We start from the raw sequence: 13,523 nt of genomic DNA on the forward strand, positions 1-13,523 counted from the left end.
TCAAGCCGCTTGCGGTAGCTCGGCTATGAAAGCGTCGGACAGGCCTCCTCCACCCGGATGAGGTTCATACCAGATGTCTGTTTTCCCATCGAAGAACCGATACACCTCGTAGCGGTCCTCGAAGACTTCGATCTGGAGATTTCGCGCTTCCTCGGTCTTCCATGTCAGGCAGAACGTTGGCCAGTATCCCGGCGAGACAGAGGGTGCGGGGCGGTTGGTGCTGCGGACGAGCAGCAACAGGTCTTCGAGGCCCTGCTGGACCGCAGGCGTGTATTCCGGGCGTTCACCGACAATCGCGGCGACGACCCGCATCACTTCGGCCCAATCGTCGGCGTCGCCGCTCATCGAGGTCCTACCCCACCCCCGCCGCGATCTGCATCATCACCAGGCCGGTGAACCAGGCCGCCGCCGTGCCGATGATGTAGCCGACTACGGCCAGCAGCACCCCGACCGGGGCCAGCGACGGGTGGAAGGCCGCCGCCGCGACCGGGGCCGAGGCGGCGCCGCCGATATTGGCCATGGAGCCGACGCCGAGGAAGAAGCTGGGCGAGCGGATCAGGAAGGCCATGCCGAACATCAGGATCACATGGACCAGCATCCAGACGCCGCCGATCGCGAAATAGACCGGGCTGTCGAGGATGGCGCCGATGTTCATGTTCAGCCCCACGGTGGCGACCAGCACATAGACGAAGACCGAGCCGACCTTGGCCGCACCCGGGCCCTGGAGCTTGCGGGCGGGGGTGAAGGACAGCAGCACGCCGATGACGGTGGCGGTCAGCACCAGCCAGAAGAAGCTGGAGTCGAACGACAGCCGCTGGGCCCACGGATAGGACTCGCCGAACCAGGCGGACAGCGGATCGGCGATGGCGTGGGACAGACCCACGGCGCCGAAGCCGACGGCGAGGATGAGCATCAGATCCTTGAGGCTGGGGACGCGGGCGTGTTCTAACTCATAGGCCTCGGCCTTGTCGCGGACGCGGTCGACTGCGGAGGCGTCGGCGCGGAACAGTTTGTCGAAGCCACGCTGGTTGGCGGCGATGAACAGGACCACGGCCATCCAGATGTTGGCGACGACGACGTCGACCGCGATCCAGATGGAGAAGGTGTCGGCGGAGGGGGCGTTGATTTCGTACAGCGCCGCCTGGTTGGCCGAACCGCCGATCCAGCTGCCGGCGACGGTGGACATGCCGCGCCAGATGGCTTCGGGCCCCGCCCCCATCAGCTCGGGCGCGATCCAGCTGGTCAGCAGCAGGGCGACCGGACCGCCGATCATCACCCCGACCGTGCCGGTGGCGAACATGATCAGCGCCTTGGGTCCGAGTCCGACCACCGCCGGAAGGTCGGCCGAGACGGTCAGGAGGACGAGCGCAGCGGGCAGGAGGAAACGGGAGGCTATGAAATAGAGCTTCGACGTTTCGGGATCGACGACGCCGAAGGTCGTCAGCAGCGAGGGCAGGAAATAGCAGAGCAGCAGGGCCGGGATGACGGTGAAGAACCGCTTTATCCACGGGTGCGACAGGCTGGAGGCCCAGAAGACGGCGCCGAGAATGGCGGCCAGCAGGCCGAGGACGACTGCGTCATTGGTGATGAGGGCCGTCGCGGCCTCGGTTTCGGTCGGCATTGGCGTTTCCCTGTCGTTTCCGCGCATAAGGGCGGTTGACCGTCCGCCTGGCAAGGGCGGCGAAAAGTTTGAGGATGGTATGGGCAAGGTATTGGGCGTTCTGGGCGGCATGGGTCCCGCCGCGACCGTGGCCTTTCTGGCGCGGGTGCAGGCGCTGACGCCGGCCGAGGGCGATCAGGACCATATCCGCATCATCGCCGACATCAATCCGCAGGTGCCGGACCGCAATCGCGCGCCTGACGCCGCCGAGAAGACGCTGGGGCAGATGGCGATGCGGCTGCGCGACGCCGGGGCCCAGGTGCTGGCCATGCCGTGTAACACCGCCCACGCCCAGGCGGCGGGTGTGAAGAAGGCCGGCCTGCCCTTCATCGACATGATCGCCGAGACCACCGAGGTCGCGACGGCGGGCGGGGCCAAGAAGATCGGCGTGCTGGCCACGCCGGGCGGCGAGGCGCTGTACACCCGCTCGCTGCAGACGAAGGGCGCCAAGATCGTACGTCTGAGCGGCCCCGCGCGTGAGGGCTTCATGGCCTGCGTCTATGCGGTGAAGCGCGGCGACCTCGGCGAGGCCCCGCGCACCGAGATGCGCCGTCTGGCGGCCCTGCTGGTCGCGGCGGGCGCCGAGGCGGTGATCGCCGGCTGCACCGAGGTGCCGCTGTTGCTGTCGGCGGAGGACGTGTCCGTGCCGCTGGTGGATTCGGCCGAGGTGCTGGCGGCGGCGTGCGTGGCGCGGTGCAAGTAGAAGCGCTGGAGTTGCCTATCGGCGCGACCCGCTCCAAACCTGAAACGTGACCCGACAAGCCCTCATCATCGATTGCGATCCCGGCGTGGACGACGCCGTGGCGCTGATGCTGGCCTTCGGTTCGGAGGCGTTCGAGCTGCTGGCGATCACCGCCGTGGGCGGGAATGTGCCGGTGGTGAAGACGGCGCGGAACGCGCGCATCCTGCGCCAGATCGCCGGGCGCGAAGATGTGCCGGTGTTCATGGGCGCGGACCGGCCGTTGCGGCGGGAGCCGGCGGGGGCGGGGGAGTTCCACGGCGCCGAAGGGCTGGGCGACATGGCGCCGTTCGAGCCGGATGCGCCGTGCGCGGACGGGCACGCCGTGGACGCGATCATCGAACTGGTCATGGGCCGACCGGCGAAGTCCGTGGCGCTGGCGGTGCTGGGGCCGCTGACCAATCTGGCGCTGGCGCTGCGCAAGGAACCGGCGCTGGCCGGGCGGCTGGGGCCGGTCGCGGTCATGGGCGGGGCGCGGTCCGAGGGCGGCAATATCACCGCCTCGGCCGAGTTCAATATCTGGGCCGATCCCGAGGCGGCGGCCGAGGTGCTGGCGACCGGCTGCGACGTGGTGCTGTTCGGGCTGGACGCGACCCATCAGGTGCGGGCGACCGAGGCGCGGATCGCGGCGCTGGAGGCCGTGCGCACGCCGATGGCGGACGCGGCGGCGTCGATGATGCGGTTCTCGCAGCGGGTGGAGCGCGAGATCGTCGGCTGGGACGCGCCGCCGGTGCATGACCCCTGTCCGGTGGCCTGGCTGCTGAAGCCGGCGCTGTTCGAGCTGAAACATTGCCGGATCGCGGTGGAGACTGACAGCGAGCTGACACGCGGTCACACGGCGGTGGAGTTTCGCAAGGCCGTCGCCGGGTCGCTGCCGCACCGTTGGGCCGTCTCGGGTGATGCGGACGGGGTGTTCGGGCTGATCGGGGAGGCTTGCGCATGAGGCCGGCGGCCCCCTCCACCACGCTTCGCGCGGTCCCCCTCCCCCAAGGCGGGGGAGGAAAATGAGACTCACCGTCGTCGGTTCGATCAATCTGGATTTCGTCGCCAGCGCGCCGCGCCTGCCGCGGGCGGGTGAGACCGTGACCGGGGCGACTCTGGCGCGGCATCCTGGCGGCAAGGGCGCCAATCAGGCGCTGGCGGCGCAGCGGCTGGGGGCCGAGGTCTGTATGATCGGCCGGGTCGGGCGCGACGGCATGGCCGAGGAAGCGATGGCCCTGCTGATGGCCGACGATGTCGATGTCGGCGGGGTGGTGACGGACGCCACGGCGCCGACCGGCGTGGCCCTGATCGCGGTCGATCCCGAGGGCGAGAACCAGATCGTCGTGGCGGCGGGAGCGAACCACAGCGCCATGCCGGAACAGCTGCCCGCGCGGATCGAGACGCCGCTGATCCTGCAGCTGGAGCTGCCGATCGAGACGGTCGAGGCGGCGGCGGGGCGGGCCACCGAGTTCGTCTGCGTCAACCTGGCTCCGGCGGCGCCGGTGTCGGACCAGCTGCTGCGTCGGGCCGACCTGCTGGTGGTTAATGAGACCGAGGCGGACTTCTATGGCGACGGGCTGCACCAGGGCGGCGGTCGGGTGGTGGTGACGCTGGGGGCCCGGGGCGCGGTCATGTACCAGCGCGGGGCCGAGATCGCCCGGGCCACGCCGCCGAAGGTCAAGGCGGTCGATGCGACCGGCGCGGGGGACTGTTTCGTCGGGGCGATCTGCGTCGCCCTGCTGGAAGGCATGGAGCCTGAGGCGGCGCTGAGGTTCGCCTGCGCGGCGGGGGCGATCGCGGCGACCCGGCCGGGCGCCCAGCCGTCGCTGCCGACCCGCGACGAGGTCGAGGCGATCATTACAGGGTCGTAACTAGGGCCGCGGCGGGTCGCTGATAGGGTCGCGGACCTGTTCAGAGCTGATCGACTGGGGACCCCCGACATGACCCGAACCGCCGCGCTTCTGGGGGCTTCGCTGCTCGCCCTGTGCACGCCCGCCTTCGCCCAGACGGCCGCGCCCGCGCCGATCTCGGTCCCGCCGCTGGAGTTCACCCATCGCGAACTGGCCAACGGGCTGGACGTCTACGCCATGCCGGACGCCACGGCGGGTACGGTGACCGTGACCCTCTGGTACGACGTCGGCGGCAAGGACGATCCGCAGGGGCGCAGCGGCTTCGCCCATCTGTTCGAGCACATCCTGAGCCGCAAGACGGTCAACATCCCCTATGGCGGCATCTCGACGATGGTCGAGAACGCCGGCGGGTCGCGCAACGCCTCCACCGGACAGGACTTCACCAACTACTATGAGACGGTGCCGCCGCAGTACCTCGAGACCATGCTCTGGACCCACGCCGAACGGATGGCGCGGCCGGTGGTCGACCAGGCGGTGTTCGACGCCGAGCGGTCGATCGTCAAGGAAGAGCTGCGCCAGCGGGTATACGCCCCGCCCTACGGCCGCTTCCAGCGCTTCGTGCTGGGCGACAACAGCTTCGATGAGAGCATCTATCGCCGCAGCGTGATCGGTTCGATTGAGGAATTGGACTCAGCGCAGATCGAGGACGCGCGCGCCTTCCACGAGGCCTACTACCGCCCGGCCACTGCGACGATGATCATCTCGGGCAATTTCGATCCGGCCCAGCTGGACCGCTGGGTCGACCAGTATTTCGCCGACATTCCGAACCCGGATCGTCCGGTGCCGGTGTTCGAACGGCCCGTCGAGACGCCGCGGACCACCCCGCGCATGGTCGAGGCCTATGCCCCGAACGTGCCCCTGCCGGCCGTGGGGGTGATCTATCCGGGCGTGGCCGCTGACCATCCCGACAATGCGGCGCTGGATGTGCTGCAGGCGATCATGTCGCGCGGTGAGAGCTCGCGCCTGTACCAGTCACTGGTCTATCGTTCGCAACTGGCGTCCAACGCCGGCTTCGGCGCCAATGCGATGGAGGAGGACGGCGTCATCTCCGTCACCGCCGTCGTGGCCCAGGGCAAGGCGATCGTCGACGTCGAGGCCGCGCTGGACGCCGAACTGGCGCGGGTGCGCGACGAGCCGGTGACGGCGGCGGAACTGGCGGAGGCCAGGACCGAGATCGTGGCGGGCGAGCTGCGCCAGCGCGAAACCGCTTCGGGCCGGGCCTTCATTCTCGGCCAGTCGATCGTGTCGGAGAATGATTCCCGCGCGGCCGATACGCGGCTTGCCGCGATCCAGGCGGTGACTGCGGCAGACGTGCAGCGGGTGGCCCGGACCTGGCTGAATGATCAGGCGCGGGTCTCGGTCCGGTATCAGGACGAGAGCGCGCGCCCGGCCGATGTGCCGGAGGACAGCTGGCGCAACCCGGCTCCGGTTCCGACCTTCCTGACCGTGCCGCCGGCGGTGCTGGCGGCCAACGAACTGCTGCCGGAAGACCAGCGCATGGCGCCGCCGGCGCCGGGCGAGGTCCGGGCCATGACGACGCCGCGGATCGAGGAGCGGACCCTGCCGAACGGCCTGCGGGTGATCGTGGCGAAATCGACCGATCTGCCAATCATGAATGTCCAGCTGGTCCTGGCCGGCGGGGCGGCGGGGGATCCCGCGGACCGGCCGGGACTGGCGGCGATGACGGCCGGACTGGCCAGCCAGGGCGCGGGCGACCGGTCGGCGCCCGAGATCGCGCGAACACTGGAGGCGCTGGGCGCCAATATCGGCGGCGGAGCGGGAGCGGATTCGACCATCCTGTTCCTGTCGGCGCCGACGGCCTCGGCCGAGGCGGCAGGGACGGTGTTCGCAGACGTCGTGCAACGCCCGACCTTCGCTGAGGAAGAGGTGGCGCGCAGCCGGACCCAGGCGGTCAACGCCCTGCGGGTCAATCTGCGCCAGCCCGGTCCGCTGGCCTCGCTGGTGCTGAACCGGCTGGCCTTCGGCGCGGCGCCCTATGGTGCGCCGTCGGCGGGTACGCCGGATTCCGTGGCGGCCATGACCCGCGACCAGATCGCCGGCTTCCATGACCGCTGGTGGCGGCCGGACAGCGCCGCCCTGATCATCACGGGCGGCATGGAGCCCGAAGAGGCCTTTGCTTTCGCCGAGCGGATGCTGGGCGGCTGGGAACGGCCGTCGGAAGCGGCCCCGACGGTCGGGAACCGGGCCGGAGCGGCGCCGGCCCCGCGCATCGTGGTGGTCGATCTGCCGGGGGCCGGTCAGGCGGCGGTGACGGCGGCGGTGCGCGGACCGCGCCGCTCGGACGAGGGCTACTATCCGCTGTTGGTCGCCAACGCCGTGATGGGTTCGGGCCAGAACGGGCGGCTGTTCCAGGAAATCCGGGCCAAGCGCGGCCTGTCCTACGGCGCCAACTCCTCGGTCGGCGCCCGCATCGACGGCGGCCTGCTGACCGCCGCGACCCAGACCAAGAACGAGAGCGCGGCCGAGGTCGTCGGCCTGGTGCTGGCCGAGTTCGACCGGCTGGCGGTCGAGCCGGTGGCGGACGCCGAGGTCACCAACCGCGAGACCTTCATTACCGGCGGCTTTTCGCGGGCGCTCGAGACCACGGGCGGCCTGGGCGGCCTATTGGCCGATGCGGTGGTCTATGGCCTGCCGCTGTCGGAGATCGAGACCTATCTGGACCGGGTCGCCGCGACGACGCCGGAAAGCCTGACCGCGGCCGCGCGCCGCGTCAGCGCTGATCAGGCCTGGGTAGTGGTGGTCGGGCAAGCCTCGATGTTCATCGACGCCCTGCGGGCCGCTCACCCCGATGTGGTGGTGATCCCCGCTGCGGACCTGGACCTGAACAGCCCGACGCTGGGGCTCTAGCGGGAGGCGCGGAAGGCCGCGACCGCCTCGACGGTCTGGCGCACGCTGGACTCGACGCCCGCCCAGTCGCCGGCCTTGACCGCGGCGTCAGTGACCAGTTTCGAACCCATGCCGGCGGCGACGATGCCGGCGCCGAACCATTTGGCGATGCTGGCAGCGTCGGGATCGACTCCGCCCGTGGGCATGATCTTCGTCCACGGCATCGGGGCCATGACCGCCTTGATGAAGTCGGGGCCGCCGACGCTGGCGCCGGGGAAGAGTTTGACGATGTCGCAGCCCAGCTCATGGGCCTGGCCGATCTCGGTGACCGAGCCGCAGCCAGGGAAATACGCCGTCATGCGCCGATTACACACGCGGGCGACGTCGGGGATCAGGCAGGGGCTGACCACGAACCGGGCGCCGCGGTTGAGGTAGAGCGACGCCGTGCCCGCATCGACCACTGAGCCGATGCCGAGGATGACGCCGGGGTCGGTCTTCTGAAGCTCGCGGGCGATGTCGCCGAACAGGTCGCAGGCGAAGTCGCCACGGTTGGTGAACTCGACCACGGGCGCCCCGCCGCGGGCGCAGGCGCGGATGACGTTGAGGCAGACCTGCGGATCAGGATGGTAGAAGACCGGGGCCACGCCCTGCGATTCCAGGGCGGTCAGGACGGCGAGGCGGTCGTGGCGCATGGTCTGATTTCCTCCGCCGGTCGCTCCGGCAGCCCGCCATGCTTATCCCACCCGCCGCGTTCCGGGAAAGCGCCGGTGGGGGAAGGTGTGGAACTTTGTGTTTCGAAACCGGCGACTCGCTCAGGCCGTTTTCCGTCTGGCCCCGCACAGATCGCAGAATTCGCGCCCCGCAACCTTGCGGTCGGGACGCCAGCGATGACGGCGACAGCGAAGCTGCCGGATGAACTTTCGCAGGGTGCGGAACATGGGACTCTACTGGACGCGACCGGCGGCAAGAGTGGGGCCGAATGTGTGCAAACACAACCATTTCTCTTTACGGTCAAGCTTTGAATTCGAGCGATGGGGGCGATGATTGTCACTATCGGCGCATCCGGCCCATTCGCGGAGGCGGGAGAGACGACGGTGTCAGGCGGCGGCGTTGGCCAGGGCGGCGATCCGCCTCACCATCGCGCTTCCCGGGTCGAATAGCGGGTCAAGCACGGTGAAGTGGTTCAAACCGGCCAGGGCGTCATAGCGTGTCTTGACGCCATCGGCGGCCCAGTGGTCGGCCATCATCCGGGATTGGCGCAGAAACTCGGGGCTTTCGTCGGCGCCCACGACGCAGTCCAGCACCGTGCCGCCGGGGGTTGAGCCGTTGGGGACGGGCCAGTGGATCGGCGACAGGGCGGCGGCCTCGCGCGCGTCGAGGTCGAGGGCCTTGTTCAGGGAGGTCGGGATCAGGGGTGCGAGGTCGAAGACCCCGCTGATGGCCACGGCGGCCGAGGCGCGGCCCTCGGACAGCATGCAGGCGGCCATATGCCCGCCGGCGGAGTGGCCGAAGACCACGGGGCGGACGCCGGTGCGTTCGCGGACGGTTTCGACCGCGCTGCGGACCTGGCGCAGGATGGCGCCGAGGCGGACGGCGGGACAGAGGTCATAGGAGGGGACGGCGAGGCTGACGCCATGGCTGAGCAAGGCCGGGGCGAGGCCGGAGAACCAGTCCTTGTCCAGCGCCTGCCAGTAGCCGCCGTGCAGGAAGACAGCGACGGGCGCGGCGTCCCCGGCGTCGAACAGGTCCATGATCTCGCGCGGCCCGCGGCCATAGGCGAGCTCGAGCGGCGGATGGGCGGCGCGGGCAGCCTCGGCGGTCTCGCGCCAGCGCTGCATGACGGCGGGATGACCTGGCACGCGGGCGCGGTTATTGTATTCCGCTTCGTAGTCGATCCTGTCGCTCTTACCCGGCACGCCATCATCCGCTAGACACCGTCCAACGCTCGGGAAGGACCGCCGCCATGATGACCGCCATCTTCGTCTTCATCAAATGCGAGCTGGGCCACGCCAACGATGTGGCGGCCGATATGGTGGACAATGTCGAATACGTCTCGGAGGTCTATTCCACCTCGGGCCAGTACGACCTGCTGGCCAAATTCCAGCTGCCGAAGGACATGGACATCGGCACGTTCGTGACCCGGTCGGTGCAGACCCGGGCCAATATCCGCGACACCTTCACGGTCATAACCTTTTCGCCCTTCCTGCCCGGCGGGGGCTGACGCTACGTCATCCGGAATCGCTGCTAACGTCCCGGCTTTCGCCGGGATGACGAGGAGTGAGTATGTCGGATCTGGAAGCGTTCCGCGCGGAGACCCGCGCCTGGCTTGAGGCCAACTGCCCGGCCGAATGTCGCGGCCCGGTGGAGAGCGACGAGGACCGGGTCTGGGGCGGGCGCGACGCTGTCTTCCCGACGCCGGCGCACAAGGTCTGGCTGGAACGGATGGGCGCGAAGGGCTGGACCGCGCCGGAGTGGCCCGCCGAATACGGCGGCGGGGGCTTGAGCCGTGAACAGGCCAAGGTGCTGGGCTCGGAGATGCGCCGCATCGACGCCCAGGCGCCGCTGGCCAGTTTCGGAGTGTGGATGCTGGGGCCGGCCCTGCTGGCCTTCGGGACCGAGGAACAGAAGCAACGCTTCCTGCCCGAGATCGTGCGCGGCGAGATCCGCTGGTGCCAGGGCTATTCCGAGCCGGGCGCGGGGTCTGATCTGGCGGCGATCCAGACGCGGGCGGAAGACCCAATTCCTGGAGGGGGGGGCGACCACTGGATCGTCAACGGCCAGAAGGTCTGGACCTCCTATGCCGACAAGTCGGACTGGATTTTCTGTCTGGTGCGGACCGACCCCGAGGCCTCCAAGCATCTGGGCATCTCCTTCGTCCTGATCGACATGGCGACGCCGGGGGTCAGCACCCGGCCGATCACCCTGATCAGCGGCAAGAGCCCGTTCTGCGAGACCTTCTTCGACGATGTACGGGTGGAGAAGGCCCATCTGGTCGGGACGCTGAACCGCGGCTGGGACGTGGCCAAACATCTGCTGGCGCATGAGCGGACCATGATCGGGGCCATGGGCGAGGCCGGCGGCGGGCGGCCGCTGGGTCAGGTGGCGACCGGTTCGATCGGGATTGATCAGGATGGGCGGCTGGACGAGCCGATGCTCCGTGCACGGATCGCCGAGCTGGAAGTCGACGCCGCCGCCTTCCGTCTGGCCATGGAGCGGACCGGGGATCAGGTGAAGGCCGGACAGGCGCATCCGGCCATCGCCTCGATGCTGAAATACTATGGGTCCGAGCTGAACAAGCGTCGGCACGAGCTGCTGATGGCGGCGGGCGGGTCGGATGCGCTGGAGTGGGAAGGCGAGCGGTCGAGGGGCGGCAAGGCGGCGCGCGACTGGCTGCGGACCAAGGCCAATTCCATCGAGGGCGGGACCTCGGAGGTTCAGCTGAACATCATCGCCAAACACCTGCTGCAGCTTCCGGGAGCCTGAGCCATGCCCCTGATCCTGACCGAAGAGCAGACCATGCTGAAGGAGGCCGCCGACGGCTTCCTCAACGAACACGCGCCGATCACCCATCTGCGCAAGCTGCGCGACAGCAAGGACCCCGACGGGGTATCGCGCGACCTTTGGAAGGCGTTCGGGGAGATGGGATTCGCGGGCGTCATCATTCCCGAGGAACACGGCGGTTCGGGTCTCGGCGCCGTCGAGGCCGGGGTGATGGCCGAGGCGCTGGGGCGGACACTGACGCCGTCCCCCTTCCTGGGGTCGGGGGTGCTCTCGGCCAAGGTGCTGGTGGACGGCGGCTCGGTCGAACAGCAGGCGGCCTGGCTGCCCCGGATCGCGGCGGGCGAGGCGATCGTCTCGCTGGCGGTGGACGAGGGCGCCAAGCACGCGCCGGCGCGGATCGCAACGGTGGCGGAACGGTCGGGCAACGGCTTCAGGCTGAACGGGGCCAAGGGCTTTGTGCTGGACGGCCATGTGGCCGATGCGGTGATCGTGGCGGCCCTGACCGACAACGGGCTGACCCTGTTTCTGGTCGATCCCAAGACGGCGGGGGTCGAGATCGAGCGGACGGTCATGGTCGACGCCCACAATGCCGCGCGGGTGAGGCTGACGGATGTCGAGGTCGATGCGGACGCGGTGATCGGCTCGGTCGATGGCGGCGAGGCCCTGCTGGAAGGCGCGTTGAACCTGGGCCGGGCCTGCGCGGCGGCGTCGCTGAACGGGGCGGGGGATCAGGCCTTCCAGACGACGCTGACCTATCTGCGGACGCGCAAACAGTTTGGGAAACTGATCGGCGAGTTCCAGGCGTTGCAGCATCGCTCTGCCCATCTGTTCAGCGAGATCGAGATCGCGCGGGCGGCGGTGATGGGGGCGCTGACGGCGCTCGACGCGGGACGGCCCGACGCGGGGCTGACCGTCTCGGTTGCCAAGGCCAAGGCCGGGCGCGTCGCCGAACTGGCGGTGCAGGAGGCGGTGCAGATGCACGGCGGCGTGGGGATGACCGACGAGTTCGACGTCGGTCTGTTCATGAAGCGGGTGCGCGTGTTGAATGAACTTCTGGGCGATGCCGGGTTCCATCAGGAGCGGATGGCGCGGGCGCAGGGATTCTAGAACAGAAGCCCTCTCCCAATGGGAGAGGGACCGCGTTACACCCTCTCCTACGGGAGACACTTGCCATGACGACTCGCTCCAACGCGCCTCAATACCTGTCCGGCTTCGGCAACCATTTCGCGACCGAGGCCGTGGCCGGCGCCCTGCCCGAGGGGCGGAACTCGCCGCAGCGGGCGCCGATGGGACTGTATGCGGAACAGTTGTCGGGGACGGCGTTCACGGCGCCGCGGAGCGAGAACCGGCGGTCGTGGCTGTACCGGCTGAGGCCGTCGGCCCAGCATCCGGCCTACAAGCCGTTCTCGCAGGGGCTGGTGCGGTCGGGGCCGTTCCATGACGCGCCGCCGACCCCGAACCGGATGCGATGGGATCCGCTGCCGATGCCGGGCCAGCCGACGGACTGGGTCGAGGGGCTGACGACCTATGGCGGCACGGGGGACGCCGAAGCACTGTCTGGCGTCGGCATCCATCTGTATGCGGCCAACCGGTCGATGACGGACCGGGTGTTCTATTGCGCCGACGGCGAGATGCTGATTGTGCCGCAGCAGGGCGACCAGACCTTCGTCACCGAGATGGGGCGGATCGACGCCCGGCCCGGCGAGATCGTGGTCATTCCGCGCGGGGTGCGATTCCGCGTCGAGTGCGGCGGGCCGATCCGGGGCTATGTCTGCGAGAACTACGGCGCCGCCTTCCGCCTGCCGGACCTGGGACCGATCGGCTCGAACGGCCTGGCCAATCATCGCGACTTCCAGGCGCCCGCGGCCGCGTTCGAGGATATCGACCGGCCGACCGAGTGTGTGCAGAAATACGGCGGGCGGCTGTGGTCGACGACCTTCCCGCACTCGCCGCTGGATGTGGTCGGATGGCACGGCAACTATGCGCCGTACAAGTATGACACAGCCCGGTTCAACACGATCGGCACCGTCAGTTTCGACCATCCGGACCCGTCGATCTTCACCGTCCTGACCTCGCCCTCGGATACGCCGGGGACGGCCAACTGCGACTTCGTCATCTTCCCGCCGCGCTGGATGGTGGGCGAAGACACCTTCCGTCCGCCGTGGTTCCACCGGAACGTCATGAGCGAGTTCATGGGGCTGGTGACGGGGGAATATGACGCCAAGGAGGGCGGGTTCGCGCCGGGCGGCGCCTCGCTGCACAACTGTATGAGCGGACACGGGCCGGATCAGGCCAGCTATGACAAGGCGGTGGCCGCTGACCTCAAGCCGGTGAAGATTACCGACACCCTGGCCTTCATGTTCGAGACCCGGGCCCCGATCCGGACCACGGAATGGGCGCAAACCAGTCCGACGATGCAGCTGGACTACGATGATGTCTGGACCGGATTTGAGAAGGGCCAAGTGACATGAAGCGCATTCTGATTGTGGCGGCGGCGGTGTTGATGGCGGCCTGCCAGCCCATGCCGGCGAGCGATGGAACGACCGAACTCGCAGAGGTCACGCCCGCGGTCCAGTCGGTCGCGGGCAGCGAGGACGCGGCGGCCTGCGCGGCGCGGGGCGGCAAGATGCTGCCGCAGGGCCGGATGCAGTCCGTGCGCTGCGTGATCACCTATGCCGACGCCGGGACGCGCTGCACCGATGGCGACGACTGCGCGGGTGACTGTCGGGTCGAGGACGTGGCCAACGCTCCGGCCGCCGGAACCAGTGTGGTGGGCCAGTGCCAGGCCAGCAGCAGCCGGTTCGGCTGTTACACCACGGTCGAGGGCGGCAAGGCCGAGGCCACGATCTGCGTCGACTGACCGCCTCGCATCCGGCGCATCTCC

General features: G+C 69.1%; 13 protein-coding genes. 9 read left to right on the plus strand and 4 right to left on the minus strand.

What is annotated here, in order from left to right; genetic code table 11:
• The gene (locus ACTIEW_RS00075) at positions 1–345 is read right to left on the minus strand and encodes a hypothetical protein (protein ID WP_439475865.1); all 345 of its coding nucleotides are present in this window, start codon (positions 343–345) and stop codon (positions 1–3) included.
• A 7-nt stretch (positions 346–352) separates the two neighbouring features.
• Positions 353–1,621: a DUF819 family protein gene (locus ACTIEW_RS00080; RefSeq protein WP_439475866.1), complete on the minus strand. Its 1,269-nt coding sequence runs from the start codon at positions 1,619–1,621 to the stop codon at positions 353–355.
• Between the two features lie 79 nt (positions 1,622–1,700).
• Between ACTIEW_RS00080 and ACTIEW_RS00085 the strand changes: the two genes are divergently transcribed.
• From ACTIEW_RS00085 to ACTIEW_RS00100, 4 genes are all read left to right on the plus strand, one after another.
• Positions 1,701–2,363, plus strand: coding sequence for an aspartate/glutamate racemase family protein (locus ACTIEW_RS00085; protein WP_439475867.1), 663 nt, complete (start codon positions 1,701–1,703; stop codon positions 2,361–2,363).
• Positions 2,364–2,409: 46 nt separating this feature from the next.
• The gene (locus ACTIEW_RS00090; RefSeq protein ID WP_439475868.1) at positions 2,410–3,342 is read left to right on the plus strand and encodes a nucleoside hydrolase; all 933 of its coding nucleotides are present in this window, start codon (positions 2,410–2,412) and stop codon (positions 3,340–3,342) included.
• A gap of 61 nt (positions 3,343–3,403) precedes the next feature.
• On the plus strand, positions 3,404–4,252 hold the full coding sequence (locus ACTIEW_RS00095) for a ribokinase (RefSeq protein ID WP_439475869.1): 849 nt from the start codon (positions 3,404–3,406) through the stop codon (positions 4,250–4,252).
• Positions 4,253–4,321: 69 nt separating this feature from the next.
• Entirely contained in the window at positions 4,322–7,159 is a 2,838-nt protein-coding gene (locus tag ACTIEW_RS00100) for a M16 family metallopeptidase (protein ID WP_439475870.1), read from the plus strand.
• On the opposite strand, the gene ACTIEW_RS00105 is transcribed toward ACTIEW_RS00100, so the two are convergent.
• Both ACTIEW_RS00105 and ACTIEW_RS00110 read right to left on the minus strand, forming a co-directional pair.
• Positions 7,156–7,830 carry a bifunctional 4-hydroxy-2-oxoglutarate aldolase/2-dehydro-3-deoxy-phosphogluconate aldolase gene (locus tag ACTIEW_RS00105; protein ID WP_439475871.1) on the minus strand — a complete coding sequence of 225 codons (675 nt, stop codon included), beginning with the start codon at positions 7,828–7,830 and terminating at the stop codon, positions 7,156–7,158. The genes ACTIEW_RS00100 and ACTIEW_RS00105 overlap by 4 nt on opposite strands.
• Before the next feature lie 405 nt (positions 7,831–8,235).
• On the minus strand, positions 8,236–9,054 hold the full coding sequence (locus tag ACTIEW_RS00110) for an alpha/beta hydrolase (protein ID WP_439475872.1): 819 nt from the start codon (positions 9,052–9,054) through the stop codon (positions 8,236–8,238).
• 47 nt (positions 9,055–9,101) lie between these two features.
• On the opposite strand from ACTIEW_RS00110, the gene ACTIEW_RS00115 reads away from it, so the two are divergent.
• The 5 genes from ACTIEW_RS00115 (at position 9,102) to ACTIEW_RS00135 (ending at position 13,499) form a co-directional block, all read left to right on the plus strand.
• Positions 9,102–9,359 (plus strand): Lrp/AsnC ligand binding domain-containing protein, encoded by a 258-nt coding sequence (locus ACTIEW_RS00115; protein ID WP_439475873.1) that lies wholly within the window; start codon positions 9,102–9,104, stop codon positions 9,357–9,359.
• Between the two features lie 62 nt (positions 9,360–9,421).
• Positions 9,422–10,621 carry an acyl-CoA dehydrogenase family protein gene (locus ACTIEW_RS00120; protein WP_439475874.1) on the plus strand — a complete coding sequence of 400 codons (1,200 nt, stop codon included), beginning with the start codon at positions 9,422–9,424 and terminating at the stop codon, positions 10,619–10,621.
• A gap of 3 nt (positions 10,622–10,624) precedes the next feature.
• Entirely contained in the window at positions 10,625–11,746 is a 1,122-nt protein-coding gene (locus ACTIEW_RS00125) for an acyl-CoA dehydrogenase family protein (RefSeq protein ID WP_439475875.1), read from the plus strand.
• Positions 11,747–11,811: 65 nt separating this feature from the next.
• Positions 11,812–13,110: a homogentisate 1,2-dioxygenase gene (gene hmgA, locus ACTIEW_RS00130; protein ID WP_439475876.1), complete on the plus strand. Its 1,299-nt coding sequence runs from the start codon at positions 11,812–11,814 to the stop codon at positions 13,108–13,110.
• Entirely contained in the window at positions 13,107–13,499 is a 393-nt protein-coding gene (locus tag ACTIEW_RS00135) for a hypothetical protein (RefSeq protein WP_439475877.1), read from the plus strand. The genes hmgA and ACTIEW_RS00135 overlap by 4 nt, the downstream gene beginning before the upstream one ends.
• Positions 13,500–13,523 lie beyond the last annotated feature (24 nt).

This window comes from Brevundimonas sp., assembly GCF_051860745.1.
GTDB lineage: Bacteria > Pseudomonadota > Alphaproteobacteria > Caulobacterales > Caulobacteraceae > Brevundimonas.